This window comes from Prevotella dentalis DSM 3688 (assembly GCF_000242335.1).
Classification (GTDB): Bacteria; Bacteroidota; Bacteroidia; order Bacteroidales; family Bacteroidaceae; genus Prevotella; species Prevotella seregens.
This window is the reverse complement of sequence record NC_019960.1, coordinates 666,697-688,339: the sequence shown is the minus strand read 5'-3', so window position 1 is coordinate 688,339 and position 21,643 is coordinate 666,697. Positions and strand designations below refer to the sequence as shown.

The 21,643-nt window shown below is 47.4% G+C and carries 17 protein-coding genes and 5 pseudogenes; 13 read left to right on the top strand and 9 right to left on the bottom strand.

Annotated elements, in window-relative coordinates:
* Position 1: 1 nt before the first annotated feature.
* From miaA to PREDE_RS02765, 5 genes are all read right to left on the bottom strand, one after another.
* On the bottom strand, positions 2 to 919 hold the full coding sequence (miaA, locus tag PREDE_RS02785) for a tRNA (adenosine(37)-N6)-dimethylallyltransferase MiaA (RefSeq protein WP_005843546.1): 918 nt from the start codon (positions 917 to 919) through the stop codon (positions 2 to 4).
* Between the two features lie 45 nt (positions 920 to 964).
* Complete coding sequence (lpxA, locus tag PREDE_RS02780; protein WP_005843548.1) at positions 965 to 1,735, bottom strand: acyl-ACP--UDP-N-acetylglucosamine O-acyltransferase; 771 nt, start codon at positions 1,733 to 1,735, stop codon at positions 965 to 967.
* A gap of 6 nt (positions 1,736 to 1,741) precedes the next feature.
* Positions 1,742 to 3,133, bottom strand: a complete 1,392-nt coding sequence (locus PREDE_RS02775) for a bifunctional UDP-3-O-[3-hydroxymyristoyl] N-acetylglucosamine deacetylase/3-hydroxyacyl-ACP dehydratase (RefSeq protein WP_005843550.1) — start codon at positions 3,131 to 3,133, stop codon at positions 1,742 to 1,744.
* Positions 3,134 to 3,144: 11 nt separating this feature from the next.
* Complete coding sequence (gene lpxD / locus PREDE_RS02770) at positions 3,145 to 4,179, bottom strand: UDP-3-O-(3-hydroxymyristoyl)glucosamine N-acyltransferase (RefSeq protein ID WP_005843552.1); 1,035 nt, start codon at positions 4,177 to 4,179, stop codon at positions 3,145 to 3,147.
* Between the two features lie 203 nt (positions 4,180 to 4,382).
* The gene (locus PREDE_RS02765; RefSeq protein WP_005843554.1) at positions 4,383 to 4,619 is read right to left on the bottom strand and encodes a hypothetical protein; all 237 of its coding nucleotides are present in this window, start codon (positions 4,617 to 4,619) and stop codon (positions 4,383 to 4,385) included.
* A gap of 177 nt (positions 4,620 to 4,796) precedes the next feature.
* On the opposite strand from PREDE_RS02765, the pseudogene istA reads away from it, so the two are divergent.
* Positions 4,797 to 5,572: pseudogene (gene istA, locus PREDE_RS13815) on the top strand (IS21 family transposase); the annotation flags it as partial.
* Between the two features lie 54 nt (positions 5,573 to 5,626).
* Positions 5,627 to 5,941, top strand: a pseudogene (locus PREDE_RS02755) (ATP-binding protein); the annotation flags it as partial.
* Positions 5,942 to 6,135: 194 nt separating this feature from the next.
* On the opposite strand, the pseudogene PREDE_RS02750 reads toward PREDE_RS02755, so the two are convergent.
* The 3 genes and pseudogenes from PREDE_RS02750 to PREDE_RS14220 form a co-directional block, all read right to left on the bottom strand.
* A pseudogene (locus PREDE_RS02750) lies at positions 6,136 to 6,922 on the bottom strand (DUF481 domain-containing protein).
* Between the two features lie 129 nt (positions 6,923 to 7,051).
* Positions 7,052 to 7,468, bottom strand: coding sequence for a hypothetical protein (locus tag PREDE_RS02745; protein WP_005843564.1), 417 nt, complete (start codon positions 7,466 to 7,468; stop codon positions 7,052 to 7,054).
* Between the two features lie 202 nt (positions 7,469 to 7,670).
* Positions 7,671 to 7,817 (bottom strand): hypothetical protein, encoded by a 147-nt coding sequence (locus tag PREDE_RS14220; RefSeq protein WP_005843565.1) that lies wholly within the window; start codon positions 7,815 to 7,817, stop codon positions 7,671 to 7,673.
* A 694-nt stretch (positions 7,818 to 8,511) separates the two neighbouring features.
* Here PREDE_RS14220 and PREDE_RS13390 point away from each other — a divergent pair.
* The 7 genes and pseudogenes from PREDE_RS13390 to PREDE_RS02705 all read left to right on the top strand — a co-directional run.
* Positions 8,512 to 9,081 (top strand): annotated as a pseudogene (locus PREDE_RS13390) (DDE-type integrase/transposase/recombinase); the annotation flags it as partial.
* Positions 9,077 to 9,555: pseudogene (locus PREDE_RS13810) on the top strand (ATP-binding protein); the annotation flags it as partial. The pseudogenes PREDE_RS13390 and PREDE_RS13810, both read left to right, overlap by 5 nt.
* 107 nt (positions 9,556 to 9,662) lie before the next feature.
* Positions 9,663 to 10,973 (top strand): replication-associated recombination protein A, encoded by a 1,311-nt coding sequence (locus PREDE_RS02725; protein WP_005843569.1) that lies wholly within the window; start codon positions 9,663 to 9,665, stop codon positions 10,971 to 10,973.
* Between the two features lie 12 nt (positions 10,974 to 10,985).
* Complete coding sequence (locus PREDE_RS02720; protein WP_005843571.1) at positions 10,986 to 11,936, top strand: D-2-hydroxyacid dehydrogenase; 951 nt, start codon at positions 10,986 to 10,988, stop codon at positions 11,934 to 11,936.
* Complete coding sequence (locus PREDE_RS02715; protein WP_005843573.1) at positions 11,937 to 12,572, top strand: trimeric intracellular cation channel family protein; 636 nt, start codon at positions 11,937 to 11,939, stop codon at positions 12,570 to 12,572.
* An 83-nt stretch (positions 12,573 to 12,655) separates the two neighbouring features.
* Positions 12,656 to 15,124: a phenylalanine--tRNA ligase subunit beta gene (gene pheT / locus PREDE_RS02710; protein ID WP_005843575.1), complete on the top strand. Its 2,469-nt coding sequence runs from the start codon at positions 12,656 to 12,658 to the stop codon at positions 15,122 to 15,124.
* A gap of 47 nt (positions 15,125 to 15,171) precedes the next feature.
* Positions 15,172 to 15,900, top strand: coding sequence for a YebC/PmpR family DNA-binding transcriptional regulator (locus PREDE_RS02705; protein ID WP_005843577.1), 729 nt, complete (start codon positions 15,172 to 15,174; stop codon positions 15,898 to 15,900).
* Positions 15,901 to 15,994: 94 nt separating this feature from the next.
* Here the strand turns inward: PREDE_RS02705 and PREDE_RS02700 are convergent, their stop codons facing one another.
* Complete coding sequence (locus PREDE_RS02700) at positions 15,995 to 16,495, bottom strand: hypothetical protein (RefSeq protein WP_005843579.1); 501 nt, start codon at positions 16,493 to 16,495, stop codon at positions 15,995 to 15,997.
* Between the two features lie 38 nt (positions 16,496 to 16,533).
* On the opposite strand from PREDE_RS02700, the gene lepA reads away from it, so the two are divergent.
* The 4 genes from lepA (at position 16,534) to PREDE_RS02680 (ending at position 21,582) form a co-directional block, all read left to right on the top strand.
* Entirely contained in the window at positions 16,534 to 18,315 is a 1,782-nt protein-coding gene (gene lepA / locus PREDE_RS02695) for a translation elongation factor 4 (RefSeq protein WP_005843581.1), read from the top strand.
* 52 nt (positions 18,316 to 18,367) lie between these two features.
* Positions 18,368 to 18,958: a Crp/Fnr family transcriptional regulator gene (locus PREDE_RS02690; protein ID WP_005843583.1), complete on the top strand. Its 591-nt coding sequence runs from the start codon at positions 18,368 to 18,370 to the stop codon at positions 18,956 to 18,958.
* Positions 18,959 to 19,130: 172 nt separating this feature from the next.
* Positions 19,131 to 20,330 (top strand): pyridoxal phosphate-dependent aminotransferase, encoded by a 1,200-nt coding sequence (locus PREDE_RS02685; protein ID WP_005843585.1) that lies wholly within the window; start codon positions 19,131 to 19,133, stop codon positions 20,328 to 20,330.
* Between the two features lie 4 nt (positions 20,331 to 20,334).
* Complete coding sequence (locus tag PREDE_RS02680; RefSeq protein WP_005843587.1) at positions 20,335 to 21,582, top strand: ABC transporter permease; 1,248 nt, start codon at positions 20,335 to 20,337, stop codon at positions 21,580 to 21,582.
* The last annotated feature ends 61 nt before the right edge of the window (positions 21,583 to 21,643 follow it).

Sequence of the window (21,643 nt, the reverse complement as noted above, 5' to 3'; positions counted from 1 at the left end):
GTCATGAAATGGCTGCGTCAATTGTTTTTAAGATATATTCAACATTGTCGGGAGGCAGCCAGATGGTGGTCTCGTCTTTCTTGAACCATGTCATTTGCTTGCGCATGTACCTGCGTGTATTGGACTGGATTTGACGGATGGCCTCTTCCCGGGGAATCTTCCCGTCGAAATAGGCAAACAGCTCTTTATAGCCCACTGTGTTCAGGGCATTGAGCCCCTGAAGGGGATAGACGGTGCGTGCCTCCTGCTCGAGCCCGTCGGCCATCATTTGGACGACACGCTGGTTGATGCGTTCGTAAAGCTCTTCGCGGGGACGCGTGAGTCCGATTTTGATGATGCGGAAAGGCCGTTGCTTGTGGCTGTTGGTGCGAAAGGAAGAGTAGGGCTTGCCGGTCATGTGGCAGATCTCCAGTGCATGAACGACGCGTCGCGGATTCTGCAGGTCGACGATGGCCCAGTGTTCCGGGTCGAGCCGTTGGAGTTCGGCGGCCAAGGCTGGCAACCCTTCTTGCTGGAGACGCCGCTTCATGATGGCACGCGTCTCGTCGTTGACAGTGGGAATATCGTCGATGCCATTGCATACGGCATCAATGTACATCATGCTTCCACCAGCCATGATGGCAATGTCATGGGGCGTTCCGTCGGCCTGTCCACTGAATAATCGGTCGAGCAGCGAGAGCACATCTTGTTCAAAGAGCGCAGCATTGTAATAGTCGTCGAGATGATGGTTGCCTACAAAATAGTGCCTGACACGCTGTTGTTGCTCTGGGGTGGGGGCTGCCGTACCAATGGGGAGTTCGGCAAAGATTTGTCGGGAGTCGGCATTGATGATGGGCGTTCCATAGTGTTCGGCTATGCGAAGACACAGCTCCGTTTTTCCTACACCTGTGGGACCGAGAACAACGATGAGTGTTTTCATGCAGTGGGTATCCTCTGCGTGTACCGAAAGTCTGTGCAGTATGCCTTATCGGATGATACCGCGTTTGGAGGAGGAAACAAAATCAATGATATATTGAATCTCTGGTATGAGCTGGAGATTCTTCTGAATCTCTTCGATGCCTTCGGCAAGCACTCCTTTGCTGTAAAGCAGACGGTAAGCCTCGTGGATGAGCTGAATCAGATCGTTGCTGAAGCCACGGCGGCGCAGTCCTACCAGATTGATGCCAGCATAGCGAATGGGTTCCTTGCCGGCGATGATGTAGGGTGGGATGTCCTGACTGAACCGGCTGCCGCCCTGAATCATCACGTAGCTGCCTATCTTGCAGAACTGATGGCAGAGCACCTCGGCACTGATGATGGCATTATCGTCGACAGTTACTTCGCCGGCAAATTTGGTGGAGTTGCCGATGATGAGATGGTTGCCCAGCACACAGTCGTGGGCCACGTGCATGTTCTCCATGAGAAGATTGTTGCTGCCTACCTTGGTCGTTCCTTTGGAGGCTGTGCCACGAGAAATGGTCACATTCTCGCGGATGCTGTTGTTGTCGCCAATCTCGCACAGAGTTTCCTCGCCCTTGAACTTCAGATCCTGTGGCTTGGTAGACAGGCTGGCACCGGGGAACACCTCGTTGCCGTTGCCGATACGGGCACCGAAATTAATCGTTACACTATTCTGAAAGACGTTGTTGTCGCCGATGACGGTGTTGCGGTCAATATAGCAGAAAGGGCCGATGACATTGTTCTCACCCAGCTTGGCCTCGGGATGCACAAAGGCTAAAGGACTTATCTGATTCATGATTGTCTATTTGTTCTTGATGATTTGAGCGGTAAAGGTGGCCTCGGATACGACGTGATCGCCCACAAACATGTAACCTTTCATGGAACTGATGCCGTGGCGGACGGGCTGAAGCAACTCTACGCGGAAAAGCAGGGTGTCGCCGGGAACCACCTTGTGACGGAACTTGACATCGTCTATTTTCAAGAAATAGGTGGACCATTTCTCAGGTTCTTCCAGTTGGCTAAGCACCAACAGGCCTCCACACTGGGCCATAGCCTCAATTTGAAGTACGCCTGGCATGATGGGCTCATCGGGGAAATGGCCCTGGAAGAAAGGTTCGTTGGCTGTGACATTCTTTACACCCACAATACTTGTAGCTCCCATGGCCACAATCTTGTCAACGAGCTGCATCGGGTAGCGGTGGGGCAGGAGCTGGCGGATGTGGATATTGTCCATCAGTGGTTCCTCGTTGGCATCGTAGATGGGAGCCTGCACCTCGTGTTTCCGAATCTCCTTACGCATGAGACGGGCGAACTTGTTGTTGATGGTGTGTCCGGGGCGCGTAGCCACGATACGACCCTTGATGGGTTTGCCAATCAAGGCCATGTCACCAATCACATCCAGCAGCTTGTGGCGTGTGCACTCATTGTCCCACATGAGCGGTTTGTGCTGGATATAGCCAATCTTGGTCGCATCCATGTGGGGAACCTTGAGCAGGTCGGCCAGTTTGTCGAGCTTGTTTTGCTCCACTTGCCGCTCATAGATGACGATGGCATTGTCCAAGTCGCCTCCTTTGATGAGATTGGCCTCCAGCAAAGGCACAATATCGCGTACAAAGACAAAGGTGCGTGCCGGAGCTATTTCCTCGGCATAGCTGTCCACGTTGTCGAGCGTGGCAAACTGGCTGCTGATGAATTTCGACTGGAATGAGCACATGGCCGTAATAGAGAAGTCCTGGTCGGGGAGAATGGTGATGCAGGAGCCTGTGTCCTCGTCCTTGATTTCGATTTTCTTGCGAATGATATAATAGTCCTTGGGGGCATTCTGATCAACGATGCCCACTTCGCGGATATGCTCAACATAAAGGGCTGCAGAACCGTCAAGAATAGGAAATTCGGGGCCGTTGACCTGGATGAGACAGTTGTCAATCCCCAGTGCATAGAGTGCAGAAAGCCCATGCTCTACGGTAGAAATGCGTGCGTTGCCTTTCTGTAGTACAGTACCACGCTGGGTATCGGTCACGTTTTCGGCAACGGCTTCAACGATGGGCTGCCCGTCAAGGTCTATACGCTGTATTTTGTAGCCTGTATTCTCAGGTGCCGGATTGAAAGTTACCGTAAGGCTTAAACCTGTATGCAGTCCCTTGCCAAAGAGAGAGAAACTCCCTCCCAGTGTCTTTTGTTTAGCGGTATCCATATTCTTCTTATCTATTTATTCTTCCTAAATTTTTCTACCTCTTTTTGTAATGCGTTCAGCTGCTTGTACATGTCTGGCAGTTTTCGCAAGATGGCCTGACTCTTGAAATAGGTCAGCTTGGGCATGGGAGGGGTGCCAATGAGCATTTGATTGCCTTTAATGGAGCCGGGCGCACCCGACTGGGCTCCGAGCATGACACGGTCACCGATGGTAATATGACCGGATACGCCAACTTGTCCACCAAACATACACCACTGTCCCACCTTTGTGGAGCCGGCAATGCCGACTTGTGCAGACATCACTGTATTCTGGCCAATGTCGGTATTATGGGCGATCTGCACCAAATTGTCGAGTTTCACACCTTTCCTGATATAGGTGGAACCCATTGTGGCACGGTCCACACAGCTGTTGGCTCCAATCTCCACATCGTCTTCGATGGTTACAATACCAATCTGGGGAATCTTGTCGTAACTGTCGCCGTTGGGTGCAAACCCGAACCCGTCAGCACCAATGACAGCCCCTGCATGCAGAATAACATTATTACCAATGCGACAGTCATGGTAGATGGTAACGTTGGGGTAGACGATGCAGTTGCTTCCTATGGTGACATTCTCACCAATTGTAACATGGGGATAAATCTGGCATCCCTCGCCAATCTCTGCTCCCTCCGCAATATAAGCAAAGGCACCGATATACACATTCTCGGGCACCTTGGCTTGGGGCGACACGTAGGCCAGCGGATCAATGCCTGTTTTCTTGGGCTTGGTTGATTCGTAGAGCTGAAGCAACCTTGCTACACAGTCGCGGGCATTCTTCACGCGAATTAATGTGGCTGATACCGGGCGGTCAATCGTCAGGTTCTCATCGACCAAAATGATCGACGATTTTGAGTCATAAATATAATGGAGATATTTGGGGTCTGCCAAAAAAGAAATGGCTCCGGGAGTGCTTTCTTCTATTTTCGCAAAAGTGTGGACACTTACATTCTCATCGCCTTCTACCTTTCCTTGGATAAATAGGGCAATTTGCTTTGCGGTAAATTCCATAATTGAAATCTAATTTTAATATCTGTGCAAATATACCAAATTATTCCCTAATCCATGAAGAATTGCCTTATATTTTGCAAGAAAAGTTTACGACAGGCTAAAAGTTAGGTTCTAAATGAAGAGGAGAATCCATACTTCGATAACTTAAAATGTTGGCTTAATCTTTTCTTATACCGTAATAATAAGCCAAATCGACACGGCGATCATGATGCCAGCGACAATACGTTGATAGCGTTTCTTGTGGGCATAGCGGATAAGAGCAATGCGATGAAGTTGCCGACCATCATGGCACAGCCGATAAAAAGGCCGTTGAGGAAGATGCTCCAACTCATCAAATTGAACCTGCCATAGGTAATGGCCTTGACAATGTGCATGGAAGCAGCTGCAGCCGCCTCGCTGACAATGTAGGCCACAGGAGTAAGATTAAGGGTGAGGAACACGGCTGGAAAATCCAGTGTAAGATGCCCCCTAAAACCAAGCGATTCTATCCCCTTGTGCCAAAATAATCCTGCCCATTGATTCCAATATAAAAATGCCCCTGTCAGACAATGTCCGGCAGGGGATTTTTTCGTAGATTTGATACCCGTCTTGACCGGTGGGATAAAATCATTTCTACTATGACAACAAAGATAGCAAACATTCTCCAGTGTTACGCATTGGGGATGGGGATAAAGCAGATAAGCAGGAGCTTTGAGCTGTCCCGCAACACGGTGCGCAGATATGTGCGCCTGTTTCAAGAGTGTGGCATACCGATAAAGGAACTGGCAGCCATGCCTTCCGCCCGCATCCAGGAGATGTTCTCCGAGTGTGTTGGCCGCAACAGGGTTCCGTCACAATGCCAACTTGAGCTTGAGGCACTTCTTCCTGCGTATGCCGCCCGACTTAGTCGCCGGGGTGTAACAGTGAAAACCTTGTACGAAGAGTACCGCGAAACACATCCTAACGGATACAGACATGCCAGTTTCGGCAACTATCTCATGCGCTACCGCATGGTAACGCATGTTATAGGACATGTCGAGCATTATGCCGGAGACTAGATGTACATCGACTTTGCCGGCGATAAACTTGAGGTAGTTGACAGTGAAAACGGCGAATGCCGCAGCGTTGAAGTGTTCGTGGCCATACTTCCATGCAGCCACTATACCTACTGCGAGGCGGTCTGGTCCCAGTCAAGGCAGGACCTGATCAGGGCGTGTGAGAACGCCCTTCATCTTTACGGCGGGGTTCCGATGGCGATAGTACCTGACAACATCATCTCAAGGCCGCCGTGACCCGTAGCGACCGCAACGAGCCTGTAATCAACGAGGAGTTTACAGCATTTGCTGAACACTATGGATGTACCGCATATCCCGCACGGGTACGTCATCCAAAAGACAAGGCCTTGGTGGAGTCACCTTCCAGCTTCACCATTACAGTGTACCGAAAGAGTATATAGGCAAACGTGTCGAAAGTGGCAAAATTAAAAGGCACACTGGAATCGGAACTCAAGAGAATCGAACGGAGCACACTGCTCATATTGGATAATCTATTCCTTGTGAACCTTGACGCCAAGGAACGTCCCATCCTGCTTGATATAATAGAGGACCGGCATGGACGTAAGTCTATCATCATTACCTCGCAACTGCCGACGGATAATTGGTATGACGCAATCGGGGAACCTACCGTGGCAGATGCCATAATGGATCGTATTATACATACGGCTCACCGAATTGAGTTAACCGGAGAAAGTGTCCCGAAGATGGCGGCATACAGAGGGAATTAAACTAAAATAATAATAACCCCATCGGTCAAGACTTTTTAAGGGGGCATTATTGAATATTTTCAGGGGGTAGAATCATTTTGGGTTTAGGGGGCATCTTACACTGGATTTTCCAGATGTAGCCAAGCCTTATTGTATGTGGACTTTCCGTCTCTCGTCTGGATACTTATGCCAGGAATATGCTGCAAGGCAGCTGTTTAGAAAGCGATGTTAAGCCCAGCCTCTACCGTAGTGTAAGTCTTCCTTATAGGGACGATAGGGTCTGTATCATAGATGAGACGGTAGGCACCATTGATGCCAATTTTCGGTGTTATGTTATATTTCAGGTCTACAGCACCTCCGAAGCGTGCCGCCTTGAAGTAGCTGTCGGGTTTTGTCTGATGGATGGCTGTGGTTGTCAGCTCCCAATGGTCACCCAGATGGTACTTACAACTGACGGACAGATGAGTCTTTATGCTGCGGCTATAAGCGTGAAGCCGAGCCGGGGCAGGAGAGGGGGCTTCCCACTTTTCAAACTCATAGAACAGCCCGATAGCGGCAAACATGAGAAACTTCTCTTTGTTTACCAGCCTGTAGCGTGACTGTAGTCCGGTGGAAATCTTGTACTTCATGCCGCGGCTCTCGGCCCACTGTGACTCCGCATAAGGATAAATCTCAAAGGGCACGACTTAACAGATAGCGGTATTCAACGTGTACGTAGCCCCCGCTTACCGTAACTTTCTTGCCATAGGTGGAGAACTCTAGTTTGTTGATCAGGTTAACGACACGTTTGTGTTTGATCAGCAGGTTGAGATTTGCTATGTTCTTGAGTGTGAGTACGTTTTCCTTTTCCGTCTTGAAGTCCAATACAGGCTGCAGCGATCCCTGTATGGTTTTCGTACTGTCTATGTCCATCGTCATGTTCTCTGAAAAGAGCATCTGTGAATAGGTGGGAAGATGGAATAAAACTACCGATAATAGGGGAAAAAGTAATTTATTTATCATTGTTTTTTGTCTTCTTGGAAAGTATATCCTTAACATTACGGACAGGCACTCCCGCCTATTTGTAGACATAATAGAGGAGGGCAGACGAGCTTGTCCATCCTCCTACTTGAACATGATTGTCACAAGATGTTATTTGTCAATGATTTGGACTCTTTTGTTCAATTTATCAATCTGAGTCTGGAGCTTGGCAATCTTCTTTTCCATCTTGCTCATATTCTTCTGACTCTTGGCAAGTTTCTTGTTGACGGATTTTGTCTCCTCAAGTTTCTTTACCGTATCCTTTGCCTGCTTTATAGTGGTTGAGGGATCGGATGCCGTGAAATCTGTCGTGGCAGAGTTTGCATCGGCGTTGACGTTGGCAGCCTTGACGCTGAGGGCATTGTAAGTAGCTTTCTCTTTCTCGTAGTCAAGCTGAAGTTTATTCAACTTTGCTGTCAAATTGAGCACTTTCTGCTGCTCTTTTAGGTTGTTGACTATGGTAGTGTTCTGGGAAAAGCCAGTAATAACTGATATTGCCATTATCCCCATCAATAATAATCTTTTCATCTTTAAAACCTATTTAGAATTACGTTGCAAATATACATATTTGTCCTGAATAAACGAACATTTATCCCCGTTTTTTCAATTATCTCGCTAAAATGGTTAGGGAAATCAATGTACTTCAGCCGTCAGGCTCTGCCTTTCCTCATGCCTGGCCGACTTTTGGGTAGACTTAAATAGAGTCGGCTGTGAATGTTTATCTTCGACTTTACTTCTGTGGTTCGCCCCCTAATCCAATGCCGTCCAACTGTCTGTCCAGTACTCCTCCCAGTATTCCCTCAATGGCTGTCGTAGCGGGATCGACGACATTCTCCTGCAACATTTTCTGTGCTTTTTGCCTGAGCTGTTCTTTCACGTTTATCTCCGACTTCTTGTAATACTGCTCCGCGGCCTTCTGCAGGTCGTCTTCGTCAACGGTGAAGATATGCCCTAAAGAGTCCTAAGGATACGATATAGTCCTTGTCATTAATAATGTACTTTCCCCAGTGAACAGACAACGTAGTTGTCAACGGTTACAAGGTTGTCGACGACAGCTTTGAAGACCTTGCCGGCAAAGGCATTGCTGATGCTTCGGAATGCATTGTCAATAAGCTCGTTCCTGGTTGTGTTTTATGTCTGATGCCGGCGGTGCAGACGAAGCTATGGGTGTGGTCTCGACGAAAGGGACGGCGTCTATCTGTGTTCCTTGTTTTCAGAGGGTTCCTCGCCGGATAAGATTGTACGAATCTCTTCTACCTGCCAGGCTGGGAGCCATTGTGTGCCGTCGGACGGCATCACCAATGCGTAGCCTGAATGTTACGTCTGGATAATTCCTTGAGGCTATAGTGGCTTCGCTTCTCATTATCAATGCTGATGTAGTATCCCTTTTTGGTTGATTTAAAGTTGCAATGGCAGGGGAAGAAAAGCTGGAACAGGCATTCTCCCTATTCCTCGACCGTTTTTTTGATAGGTGTGAAGTTATTTAATATTTCTGAACTGGCAAAGAACTTTTGTTTCTTTTTTATTGTTCTGAGGACGGGGTTTGTCTGCAGAGGCGTACGGGAAGGATGATTTTCGGCTGTTCGGAAGCCCGGCATAGGGAGCCCTCTCCCAGAAGGATTGAGTTGGAGGCTTTGCTTCCCGGATATGTATCCCGTCTGGCACGCAGAGGAATGAGTGTGAGAAAGTTGTTTAAGGAGTATCATGCAGAATATCCTAACGGTTTTCCAGCTCTCTTCTTTCAAGCGGGCCATCCGTGAGTATAAGTTTCACGTCAAGGTCACCGGCCATGTCGAGCTCTATGCTGCAGACTAGATGTATGTTGATTTTGCCGATGACAGGCTCGAGGTTACTGATGAAATGACAGGAGAGACGAAGAAAGCAGAGGTGTTCGTTGCCATCTTGCCGTTCAGTCATTATACTTACTGCGAGGCCGTATGGTCGCAACGCAAGGAAGATCTGATCAAGGGGTGTGAGAATGCCATGCTGTATTTTGAAGGAGGTCCCGGAAGTTATTGTTCCCGACAATCTCAAGGCTGCCGTTACCCGTAGTGACCGAAATGAGCCTGTTATCAACGATGATTTCCTCGCTTTTCCGGACATTATGACTGCGCTGTCTATCCTCCCGTGTACGCCATCCTTGCACGGGAATGGGGATTATCGTGCCCAGGCTGCCATAGCACGGCTTACCAAGAATGAGGCCTTCCGATACAAGGCCTATCCCGAACAGATTGACAATGCTGTAAACCGGGGACAGGAGCGTAATCAGATGGAACGCCTCACCACCCTTGATTTTGTGCATAAATGGCAGAACCTTTTCGTTACCGGTTCTTCATGGAGAAAAGCTATCTGGCCTGCGTACTGGGGCACGAGGTAGGGTAAAAGGGGAATCCGCACTTTCTATGCCAATGGCCCAAAACTGCTCGGGGCACTGAAAGTGGCCAAAGTCAAAGGGACGCTTGAGACAGAATTCAAGAAGATTGAGCGTTGTCAGCTGCTCATCCTCGACGACCTATTCCTTGTCCCTCTTGATGCCAAGGAACGCCCCATACTGCTCGAAATCATTGAAGATAGGCACGAATGGGAAATCAATCATCATAACCTCGCAATATCCATTCTTATTACTTATTCCCTAACTATCAAAGGACTTAAAATGTTTGTCTGCTAAAAAACAACTACCATTCTTGTGTCTTTCGCGTCTTTTTTCTAATTTTGCAGGTATATGAGTGAACCATTAGCAGAAAGATTGCGCCCGCGGACACTGGACGACTATGTGGGACAGGAACACCTTGTGGGCAAGGATGCAGTGCTACGCAAGATGGTGGAGTCGGGACATATTTCCTCTTTCATCTTGTGGGGGCCTCCTGGTGTGGGCAAGACCACATTGGCCCAAATCATTGCCTCACAGCTGAAAGTTCCTTTCTATACGCTGAGTGCCGTGACCAGTGGAGTGAAAGACGTGCGCGAAGTGATAGAGCGCGCCAAGCAGGGCCGGTTCTTCAATGCAGAATCACCCATTCTCTTCATCGATGAGATTCATCGCTTCTCCAAATCACAGCAGGATTCCCTGCTTGGGGCTGTGGAAAGAGGGGTGGTGACACTCATTGGTGCCACAACGGAGAACCCCTCGTTCGAAGTCATTAGGCCATTGCTCTCGCGTTGCCAACTCTATGTGCTCAAGTCGTTGGACAAGGAAGATTTGGAGAAAATTCTCCATAGGGCTATTACAGAAGATCGCATGTTGAAAGAGCGTGATATTCAGCTTAAGGAGACGGCTGCCATTCTGAGATATAGTGGAGGAGATGCCCGTAAGCTACTCAACATACTGGAACTGATGGTAGAATCGTCAGGGAACGGCCCTGTAGTAATCGCCGACCGGTTGGTGGAAGAACGGCTGCAACGAAATCCTTTGGCTTATGACAAAGACGGCGAAATGCATTACGACATCATCTCGGCTTTCATCAAGAGCATCAGAGGTTCAGATCCCGATGCTGCACTCTATTGGATGGCACGAATGATAGAGGGCGGAGAAGACCCGCAATTTATTGCCCGCCGTATCGTCATCAGTGCGGCCGAAGACATTGGCCTGGCCAATCCCAATGCTCTGTTACTGGCCAACGCCGCCTTTGACGCCGTGATGAAGATTGGCTGGCCCGAAGGCCGCATTCCTTTGGCTGAGGCCACCGTTTATTTGGCCACCAGCCCTAAGAGCAACTCTGCCTACTTGGGCATCGACACGGCACTTTCTGTAGTGCGAAAGACTGGTAATCTGCCTGTGCCGCTGCATCTGCGAAATGCACCGACCAAACTAATGGCTGACTTGGGCTATCACGATGGCTACAAATATCCGCACGATTATCCCGGGAATTTCACAGTGCAACAATATTTGCCCAATGAAATGTCTGGACAGCGTTTCTGGTATGCCCAGCACAGCAATGCTGAAGAAAAACTTTACCAACGTATGGCGGCTTGCTGGGGCAGCCGTTATGCTGATACAGAAAAATGCCCTTTGAAAGAAGAGGCACAACCATAAAGATATACAAACATGAATATCGTAATACTCGACGGTTATACCGCCAATCCTGGTGACCTCTCTTGGAAAGAGATGGAGGCCTTAGGGCATCTCACTGTTTATTCCCGCACTGCAGCAACAGAAGTGGTGGTGCGGGCTGCCAATGCCGAAATAGTTCTGCTGAATAAAGTAAAAATCACCAGCGAAATCATGGCCCAGCTTCCTAAACTGAAATATATTGGTGTACTGGCCACGGGCTATAATGTTGTGGACGTGGACTATGCCCACGAACATGGTATTGTTGTGTCGAACATACCGGCTTATAGTACCGAAAGTGTGGTACAGATGACCTTTGCACATATTTTGAACATCACCAACCAAGTGGGGCACTATGCCGATGAAGTGAGGCTGGGGAAGTGGAGTGCCCACCAAGACTTCTGCTATTGGGACACGCCTATAGGTGAGCTGACAGGCAAGACTTTCGGTATAGTGGGTCTGGGACATATTGGCATGCGCGTGGCCACCATCGCACGTAACTTCGGAATGGATGTGTTTGCACTCACGTCGAAAGAGACCTCCATGCTGCCCGACGGTATACAGAAGACCACGCTTGAAGGATTGCTGAGTGTGTCGGACTTTCTTTCTTTACACTGTCCGCTCACACCAGAAACTAACAAACTCATCAATGCCGACAGGCTGAAGCGGATGAAGCCCGGTGCCATACTGATAAATACGGGACGAGGTCAACTTGTTGACGAAAAGGCTGTGGCAGAAGCACTGGAAAGTGGCCAACTGCTGGGATATGGTGCCGATGTAATGACACTGGAACCTCCCTCGAAAAACAATCCGCTTTTGCGCCATCCACATGCCTACTTTACCCCTCATATTGCTTGGGCTTCCAAGGAAGCACGTATGCGTCTGGTAGATATAGCCACCCAAAACGTACAGGCTTTCATGGAAGGACATGCACAAAACAGAGTATAGATGTTATACGCAGATATAGCTTTTGTGCATGTACTTCAAGAAATTATTGAAATTCTGGGTACGTTGGCCTTTGCCATTTCTGGTATTCGCCATGCGGCAGCCAAACACTATGATTGGTTTGGAGGGTTCGTTTGTGGAATTGCCGTGGCCATAGGGGGAGGTACGCTGCGCGACGTGATGCTGGGCGTGACACCTTTCTGGATGACCTCGCCTCTCTATATCGTCTGTACATTGTTGGCACAGACCATTGTCATTGTTTTTTCCAGATCGCTAAAAAAACTGGATAACGCTTGGCTTGCATTTGACACGCTGGGACTGGCCCTCTTCACTATTGCTGGTATCCAGAAAACGTTATCTTGTGGTCATCCTTTCTGGGTAGCCATCACTATGGGCTGTATCACAGGTGTAGCTGGTGGTATCATTCGTGACATGCTACTCAACAAGACTCCCGTCATCTTCCAAAAAGAGATTTATGCTATGGCAAGTATTGCAGGAGGCTTGCTCTACTGGCTGATGATGGAGTCCGGCGTAAACGTGGCGGTTACTGTTGTATTCACATTTCTGATGATTGTTGTTATCCGTTTTATGGCTATCAAGTATCATATATCACTGCCGGTTTTAAAGGGAGAGAAATAAGAAATGTAGGACTGTGCTTGGATGAGTCGTAATTTTTTAGTAATTTTGCGCTGTTTAATCGATAGAAATAAAATCAAAATAGCATGAAGATTTCATATCAATGGCTGAAAGAATATGTCGACTTTGACCTGACTCCTCAAGAGACCGCAGATGCTCTAACCTCTACGGGGCTTGAAGTAGGTGCTTTGGAAGAGGTACAGGCTGTAAAAGGCGGACTGAAGGGACTCTTTGTAGGTCAGGTGCTCACCTGCGAGACACATCCAAACAGCGACCATCTGCATATTACCACCGTAGACTTGGGTAAGGATACGCCACAGCAAATTGTATGTGGTGCCCCCAATGTTGCTGCCGGCCAAAAAGTAATCGTAGCTGATTTGGGCTGTGTGCTTTATGATGGCGATCAAGATTTCACTATCAAAAAGTCAAAGCTACGCGGTGTAGACAGCTATGGCATGATTTGCGCCGAGGATGAAATCGGGGTGGGTACCGATCATCATGGTATCATTGTACTACCTAAAGATGCCCAGGTTGGCATGCCGGCTGCTGAATACTATCATTTGGAGAGCGATTGGGTGATGGACATTGATATTACGGCCAACCGCGCCGATGCACTGAGTCACTATGGTGTGGCCCGCGACCTTTACGCTTGGCTGGTGCAGCGTGGATACAAAACGACACTGCATCGTCCCGATTGTACTCCGTTTGCTGTGGACAACAACAAACTTCCCATTGAGGTGGAGATAGAGAACCAACAAGCCTGCAAACGCTATGCCTGCCTAAGTATAACTGACTGCGAGGTCAAAGAGAGCCCACAATGGTTGAAAGGCAGACTGACTGTTATAGGGTTACGGCCTATTAACAATATAGTAGACATTACTAACTATATCATGATGGCCTATGGCCAACCCATGCACTGTTTTGATGCCGATATGGTGGCAGGTCACAAAATCGTGGTGCGTACACAGCTCGAGGGAACCAAATTTGTCACTTTGGACGGCGATGAGCACACGCTTGGGGAACATGACCTGAGCATTTGCAACGCAGAGGAGCCTATGTGTATTGCCGGTATCTTCGGTGGAAGAGGCTCCGGCACGTACGAGACCACTCGTAACGTGGTGTTGGAGAGTGCCTACTTCCATCCCACATGGATTCGCAAGAGTGCCCGCCGTCATGGTTTGAGCACAGATTCCAGCTTCCGTTTTGAGAGAGGTGTAGACCCCAATGGGCAGGTCTATGCCCTGAAACAGGCGGCCATCCTCTGTAAGGAGTTGGCTGGGGGCAAGATTTCAATGCAAATCAAAGATGTCTATCCTGATCCGATGCCAGACTTTGAGGTGAAACTTAAATATGAGTACTGTGACCGATTGATAGGCAAGCAAATAGGTCACGACACTATCAAGCGCATTGCCGAGAGCTTGGAGATGAAAGTAGAAGAGGAGACCCCGGATGGTTTGTCCTTGCTTGTCCCTGCTTTTCGTGTGGACGTGCAACGCCCGTGTGACGTCGTGGAGGATATTCTGCGCATTTATGGATATAATAATGTAGAGATTCCGGTACAGCTTAAATCGTCATTGACGGTCGAGAGCGAACAGGACAAGCAATATCGTCTGGAGAACATCATTGGCGAGCAACTTGTTGGCTGTGGCTTCAACGAGATACTTAACAACTCGCTCACCAAGTCGTCATACTATGATAAAGACGAGCATAACACTTATCCTTGGGCATCAACTGTCAAGGTGATGAATCCGTTGAGTGCAGATTTGGGGGTGATGCGACAGACCCTGCTCTTTGGTGGGTTGGAATCGCTGTCGAGGAACATCAATCGCAAGCGCACCAATCTGAGATTCTTTGAGGTGGGTAATGTTTATACCTATGATGCAGCCAAGGATGACCACGATGAATCCATCAAAGCTTATTCACAGGAATACCACGTGGGTCTTTGGCTTACCGGCAAACGCGTGGAAGGTTCATGGGCACATCCTAATGAAGAGATGACTTTTTATGAGTTGAAAGCATATGTGGAGAACATTATGCGCAGAGCTGGGGTGAATGAGAAGACTACTACGATTGTGGCCAGTGAGAACAATGTCTTTTCCTATGGACAGACTTTGAAGTCGCATAATGGCAAAGTATTGGCCGACTATGGCAAGCTCTCAAAAAAAGTTTTGCACGGGATGGGGATTGATAATGACGTATATTATGCAGAAATCAATTGGGCTGGCATGCTGAAAGCCATCAAGAAAAACAAGGTGGAGTTTCATGAGCTGAACAAGTATCCCTCGGTGAGCCGAGACTTGGCCTTGTTGGTAGATAATAGCGTTGAATTTGCTCAGATAGAGAACATTGCACGCCAGATAGAAAAGAAAAACTTAAAGCGCGTAGAACTCTTCGACGTGTATCAAGGAAAAAATCTTCCAGCTGGAAAAAAGAGTTATGCCGTAAACTTTATTTTGGAAGATGACGGAAAAACACTGGACGACAAGCAAATTGATGCCATCATGCAAAAATTGATTAAAAATCTCACGACGAAGCTCGGTGCAGAGCTCCGATAGGGGAGTAGAAGTTATAGAACCAATAAACAACATAAGTATTAATTCCTATGGGAAGAGCATTTGAGTATCGTAAAGCTACAAAGATGAAGAGATGGGGGCATATGGCCCGCACATTTACGAAACTGGGTAAACAGATAGCCATTGCGGTGAAAACCGGTGGCCCTGAACCTGAAAACAATCCTACATTGCGCGCTCTTATTGCCACCTGTAAGCGTGAAAACATGCCGAAGGACAATATAGAACGTGCCATCAAGAATGCCCAGGGCAAGGACACGAGCGACTATAAAGAAGTGACCTACGAGGGATATGGCCCTCATGGTATAGCCGTGTTTGTGGACACTTTGACCGACAACACCACCCGTACCGTAGCTGATGTGCGTTCTGTATTCAACAAATACAGTGGAAACTTAGGCAACCAAGGTTCGCTGAGTTTCCTTTTTGACCACCGTTGCGTATTCACGTTCAAGATGAAACAAGGTGTAGAGATGGACGATCTGATTCTTGAACTGATTGATTTCGGAGTGGACGATGAATACGATATGGATGAGGAAGAGGGAGAAGTTACTATCTATGGATTGCCGACCAGCTTTGGTGACATCCAGAAATATCTGGAAGAAAACGGCTTTGAAATTACCAGTGCAGAATTCACGCGCATCCCGAACGACCTAAAAGACGTTACCCCTGAGCAGCGTGAGACTATTGACAAGATGGTGGAGCGACTTGAAGAATTTGACGACGTACAGAATGTCTATACGAACATGAAGCCTGAAGAGTAGGGGGATGCTCCCTCTCCGTGTCTTCAAGATAAACAAAGAAGGAAGTCCCGAAACTTGTAAATGAAAGTTTCGGGACTTTATTGTTTGCGGCTTGTCAGTCTGTGGGGTGCATCTTTGTTCGGTAATCCTTGGGAGTAAAGGATTCTTCGTACAGAATCTTGCCGGTCTTGGCCGACCGAAAAATGTAATGGAAGCAGAATCCGGCCTCCTTGTAAACCTGACTCCCCGTGTTGTCAATCAGTTCATCGAGTAGTGCTGCACGGAGTTTGGGGCGTAGCTTATCAATCAACTGAGTTTGATCTGCCTTTCCTGAAAGAACATAATAATAATTAAAGGTTCGATTCTGACGAGTGAAAGTGACACTGTCTGTGTGCTGAAAATCCTTGATAGGGGTAGGGCAGTAGCGCTTGGTATAATCGTATGCCTCTTTTTCGGCCCGATCCTCTAATGTCTCATGGTGACAGGAAGTAAATGCCAGCATAGCCATCATTCCGGTCACAGCCATCTGGAAAAAGCACTTTTTATTCATTTTAGAATTCGATAAGATGGTTGCAAAGTTAATAAAAAAGACGAATTGAATTCCGCTATATGCCATCTTTTTCGTACCTTTGCCCGATAAGAAAAGAACACTTTATGGAACATATAAGGAATTTTTGTATTATTGCACATATAGATCATGGCAAGTCGACATTGGCTGACAGAATGTTGGAATATACCCATACAATCCAAATCACGGAGAATCAAATGTTGGACAACATGGATTTGGAGCGTGAACGGGGTATTACCATCAAGAGCCATGCCATTCAGATGACCTATGGACTCAACGGCGAACAATACATCCTAAACTTAATTGATACCCCGGGCCACGTTGACTTCAGCTATGAGGTGTCGCGCAGCATTGCAGCCTGCGAGGGGGCATTATTGGTGGTGGACGCAACGCAAGGCGTTCAGGCTCAGACCATTTCTAATTTATATATGGCCATTGACCATGATTTGGAAATTGTTCCTGTCATCAACAAGATAGACATGCCCAATGCCATGCCTGAAGAGGTTGAAGACGAGATTGTAGACTTGATAGGCTGCGACCCGTCTGACATTATACGGGCCAGCGGAAAAACGGGCGAGGGGGTGGAAGACATTCTTAAAGCAGTAGTAGAGCGCATTCGTCCACCCAAGGGAGATGCGAACAAACCGTTACAGGCACTTATCTTTGACTCCATATTCAACTCGTTTCGAGGCATCATCGTTCTATGCAAGATAGAGAACGGTTGCATTCGTCAAGGCGACAAGGTGAAGTTTGTACAGACGGGTATGGAATATACGGCCGATGAAGTAGGGGTGCTGAAAATAGACATGGAACCAAGGGAAAAGCTCTCGACAGGCGAAGTGGGCTATATCATATCAGGCATCAAGAATGCAACAGAAGTCAAAGTGGGTGATACCATCACACATGAAAATGCTCCGTGCGAGAAAGCCATTGAAGGATTCCAAGAAGTAAAGCCAATGGTTTTTGCTGGGGTTTATCCCATTGATCCTAATGAATACGAAAACTTACGGACATCGCTGGAAAAGCTCCAACTCAACGATGCCTCGCTGACGTTCCAACCAGAATCATCCCAGGCACTTGGCTTCGGATTTCGTTGTGGCTTTTTGGGACTACTGCACATGGAAATTGTACAAGAGCGACTTGGCCGTGAGTTCAATACCGAGGTGATTACTACCGTGCCCAACGTGTCGTACATGGTGTATGATAAGCATGGAGAGGTGAAAGAGGTGCATAATCCAAGCGGATTGCCAGATCCTACGGCTATTGATCATATTGAGGAGCCTTACATTAAGGCTAGCATCATAACTTCGGCCGATTATATCGGTATGATTATGAAACTATGTATCGACAAACGTGGAGAACTGATAGACCAACAGTATGTGTCAGGCAATCGGATAGAGTTGCGTTTCATGATTCCATTGGGCGAAATCGTGATTGATTTCTACGACAAACTGAAATCCATTTCCAAGGGTTATGCTTCATTCGATTACCATATTGACAGCTTTAGGCCCTCTAAATTGGCTCGCTTGGACATCTTGCTCAATGGAGAACCCGTTGATGCTCTCTCTACGCTGGCTCATCAGGATAATGCCGTGACATTGGGGCGAAGAATGTGCGAGAAGTTGAAGGATCTGATTCCCAGACAACAGTTTGACATTGCCATCCAAGCTGCTATCGGTTCTAAAATTGTTGCGCGTGAGACGGTGAAGCAGGTCCGTAAGGATGTACTGGCCAAATGCTATGGAGGCGATGTTAGCCGTAAACGAAAATTATTGGAGAAACAGAAGAAAGGCAAGAAGCGTATGAAGCAAATAGGTAATGTGCAGGTGCCTCAAAAAGCATTCTTAGCTGTACTGAAACTGGATTAGAACAATTATAACAAACTATCCGACAAGGGTATTATAAGGGAGAGGTATAAACATGAAAGAGTTGCAGAACACGACACGAGACATTGCGCGGGAATTGGCTCGAAAATACAGTACCATGACTCATGAAGAACTGGACATTCTTGAGAGTGTCTTGGTTCCTCGAAAATTTGCCAAGGGAGAAACCATTTTGGCAGAAGGTGCGGTCTGTGAAGACATCTACTATATTGAAAAAGGACTTATTAGGCAGTTTTATTATAAGAATGAAAAGGAGCTTACAGAGCACATCGGTTCCGATGGCGAGATATTCATGTGTATAGAAAGTCTTTTCAAAGACGAACCTACGCATTTGCAAGCAGAGGCCCTCGAACCAACAACCGTGTTTTGTCTGCCCAAACGTAAACTTGAACAAGTTGCACTGCACAATGTAAATATCCAGATTCTCTATCGGAAAATATTAGAAGAAAGCTTGATTATTTCACAGGTACATGCTGATTTGGTACGATTTGAGACGGCACAAAACCGTTATCTTAGATTGTGCAAGCTCAAACCACAAGTGGTTCTTCGCGCGCCGCTTGTCTATATTGCCAGCTATCTGCAGATGACACCAGAGACGTTGAGCCGTGTCCGGGCAGCCTCGTTGTAATGGCTATCCATAGTCCCTTGCATCAATATATCTGTTTTTACATTATAATGGCCATTATGATAAATAACAGGAAGCACCCCCATATTACATAAAATTTATTGGCTGGGTCGGGAAAAAAGTCTAACTTTGCATCCTGTGAATTTTAAGGACAACATATAAACTGAAAATAAACATGCCTGAAATATCAGTTCGCGGACTGGAAATGCCGGAGTCACCAATTCGGAAACTGGCTCCTCTTGCTGCTGCAGCTAAAGAACGTGGTACAAAAGTATATCACTTGAATATTGGACAGCCAGATTTACCGACTCCGCAAGTTGCTTTGGATGCTCTGAAGCATATTGATCGGAAAGTATTGGAATACTCGCCATCACAGGGTTATTTGTCTTACCGCAAGAAGCTCGTTGGATATTACGAGAAATATAACATCCATATTAGTCCCGATGACATAATCATTACCTCAGGCGGTTCGGAGGCTGTCTTGTTTGCCTTTATGAGTTGCCTTAATCCTGGTGACGAGATTATCGTACCAGAACCGGCTTACGCCAACTATATGGCCTTTGCCATCTCTGCAGGTGCCAAGATACGCACAATTGCTACAACTATAGAGGAAGGCTTCTCGTTGCCCAAAGTAGAAAAGTTTGAGGAACTCATCAATGAGCGTACGCGGGCCATTATGATATGTAATCCAAACAATCCTACCGGCTACCTCTATACCCGACGGGAAATGAATCAGATTCGTGATTTGGTAGCCAAATACGACCTTTATCTTTTCTCAGACGAGGTGTACCGAGAATACATCTATACCGGAAGCCCCTACATCAGTGCCATGCACTTGAAAGGCATTGAGCAAAATGTGGTGCTCATCGATTCTGTTTCCAAACGGTATTCTGAATGTGGCATCCGTATCGGCGCTTTGATTACACGGAATTCGGAAATACGAAAAGCCGTGATGAAATTCTGTCAGGCGCGTCTGTCGCCGCCGTTGATTGGACAGATTGTTGCAGAAGCCTCGCTGGATGCCCCGGAAGAATACTATCGCGATGTCTATGACGAATATGTAGAACGACGTAAATGCCTGATAGACGGACTTAATCGAATTCCGGGTGTTTACTCCCCTATTCCCATGGGCGCATTCTATACCGTGGCACAGTTGCCGGTGGATGATGCAGAAAACTTTTGCAGATGGTGTTTGGAGGAATTCAGCTACGAAGGCGAGACGGTGATGATGGCACCCGCTGCCGGATTTTATACTACGCCCGGTGCGGGAATCAATCAAGTGAGAATTGCCTATGTGCTGAAACGCAAGGATTTGGAACGTGCACTTTTAGTGCTGCGCAAAGCATTGGAAACATATCCTGGAAGAACAGACTAAAGCCATGGATGTCCCCTTTTTGATAGCCAGACGGATACACCAAGAGAAATCCGAAGGAAACAAAACACCCGGACCAGCCATTACTATAGCAACCGTTGGAGTTGCTATAGGTTTAGCGGTTATGATTATCTCAGTATTTGTGATATTGGGATTCAAACACACCATTAGAAACAAGGTAATAGGCTTTGGGGCGCACATTCAAGTTACTAATTTCATGGCGCAAATGTCGGCAACCCCCTCTCCCATCGTGATAGACGACTCCATGCTGCACGTCATCAGGGATATACTGGGAGTGAAACACGTTGAACGATACGCCTACACACAAGGAATCCTCAAGACCGACTCGGACTTTCTCGGGGTTATGTTCAAAGGGGTTGGCCCGGAATTTGATTCTACCTTTTTACATCGAAACCTCATAAGCGGGAGCGTCCCTCTGTTTTCCGATCAAAAATCAAGTAATCAGCTTGTCGTGTCCCAGTATATGGCCAACAAACTGCACTTGAAGAGAGGCCAACAAATCTTTGCCTATTTCATCGGGAAAGGCGGAGTGCGCATGCGCAGGTTCACCATCCGAGGAATTTATGAAACCAATCTTGCCCAATACGATGAAAGCATTTGCTTTACTGACCTGTATACTGCAGTCAAATTAAACGGGTGGGAACCCGACCAGGCTTCCGGTGCAGAAATAACGGTTGCAGACTTTGGACTATTGGACCAGACGGAAGAGCATTTCATTCAGAAAATCAATCGTACCACAGACCACAACGGAGAGACTTATACCTCGCAAACCATCCGCGACACAAATCCGCAGATATTCAACTGGCTTGACTTGCTGGACATGAACGTTTGGATTATTCTGGCACTCATGATTGCCGTAGCCGGGGTTACAATGGTATCCGGGCTTCTCATCATTATTTTGGAACGAACCGCAATGATTGGGATTCTGAAGGCATTGGGCGCCCGCAACAGAACCATTCGACACATATTCCTCTGGCTGGCAACGTTCATCATCGGCCGCGGTCTCATCGTTGGTAATCTGATAGGCGTGGGGCTCTCCCTACTCCAAAAATGGACAGGTATCGTCAAGCTGGATGCAGCCACCTACTATGTCAGCACCGTGCCCATTGAAGTGAACATTCCCCTGTTATTGTTGCTGAATGTCGGCACGTTGCTGATTTGCGTACTCGTGCTGGTCGTGCCAAGTTTTATCGTTTCGCGCATCTATCCGGCAGCAAGCATGCACTACGAGTGATTTTCGGCTTCGGGGCAAAAAACTGCACATTATTTTTGGGATTGTGCATTTTACGTTGTAC

Coding starts and splice junctions, on each gene's coding strand:
- PREDE_RS02705 (WP_005843577.1), top strand. CDS start 15,172: ATGGGAAGAGCATTTGAGTATCGTAAAGCTACAAAGATGAAGAGATGG.
- lepA (WP_005843581.1), top strand. CDS start 16,534: ATGGAACATATAAGGAATTTTTGTATTATTGCACATATAGATCATGGC.
- PREDE_RS02690 (WP_005843583.1), top strand. CDS start 18,368: ATGAAAGAGTTGCAGAACACGACACGAGACATTGCGCGGGAATTGGCT.
- miaA (WP_005843546.1), bottom strand. CDS start 919: ATGAAAACACTCATCGTTGTTCTCGGTCCCACAGGTGTAGGAAAAACG.
- lpxA (WP_005843548.1), bottom strand. CDS start 1,735: ATGAATCAGATAAGTCCTTTAGCCTTTGTGCATCCCGAGGCCAAGCTG.
- PREDE_RS02725 (WP_005843569.1), top strand. CDS start 9,663: ATGAGTGAACCATTAGCAGAAAGATTGCGCCCGCGGACACTGGACGAC.
- PREDE_RS02715 (WP_005843573.1), top strand. CDS start 11,937: ATGTTATACGCAGATATAGCTTTTGTGCATGTACTTCAAGAAATTATT.
- PREDE_RS02775 (WP_005843550.1), bottom strand. CDS start 3,133: ATGGATACCGCTAAACAAAAGACACTGGGAGGGAGTTTCTCTCTCTTT.
- PREDE_RS02700 (WP_005843579.1), bottom strand. CDS start 16,495: ATGGCATATAGCGGAATTCAATTCGTCTTTTTTATTAACTTTGCAACC.
- PREDE_RS02745 (WP_005843564.1), bottom strand. CDS start 7,468: ATGAAAAGATTATTATTGATGGGGATAATGGCAATATCAGTTATTACT.
- PREDE_RS02685 (WP_005843585.1), top strand. CDS start 19,131: ATGCCTGAAATATCAGTTCGCGGACTGGAAATGCCGGAGTCACCAATT.
- lpxD (WP_005843552.1), bottom strand. CDS start 4,179: ATGGAATTTACCGCAAAGCAAATTGCCCTATTTATCCAAGGAAAGGTA.
- PREDE_RS02720 (WP_005843571.1), top strand. CDS start 10,986: ATGAATATCGTAATACTCGACGGTTATACCGCCAATCCTGGTGACCTC.
- pheT (WP_005843575.1), top strand. CDS start 12,656: ATGAAGATTTCATATCAATGGCTGAAAGAATATGTCGACTTTGACCTG.
- PREDE_RS02680 (WP_005843587.1), top strand. CDS start 20,335: ATGGATGTCCCCTTTTTGATAGCCAGACGGATACACCAAGAGAAATCC.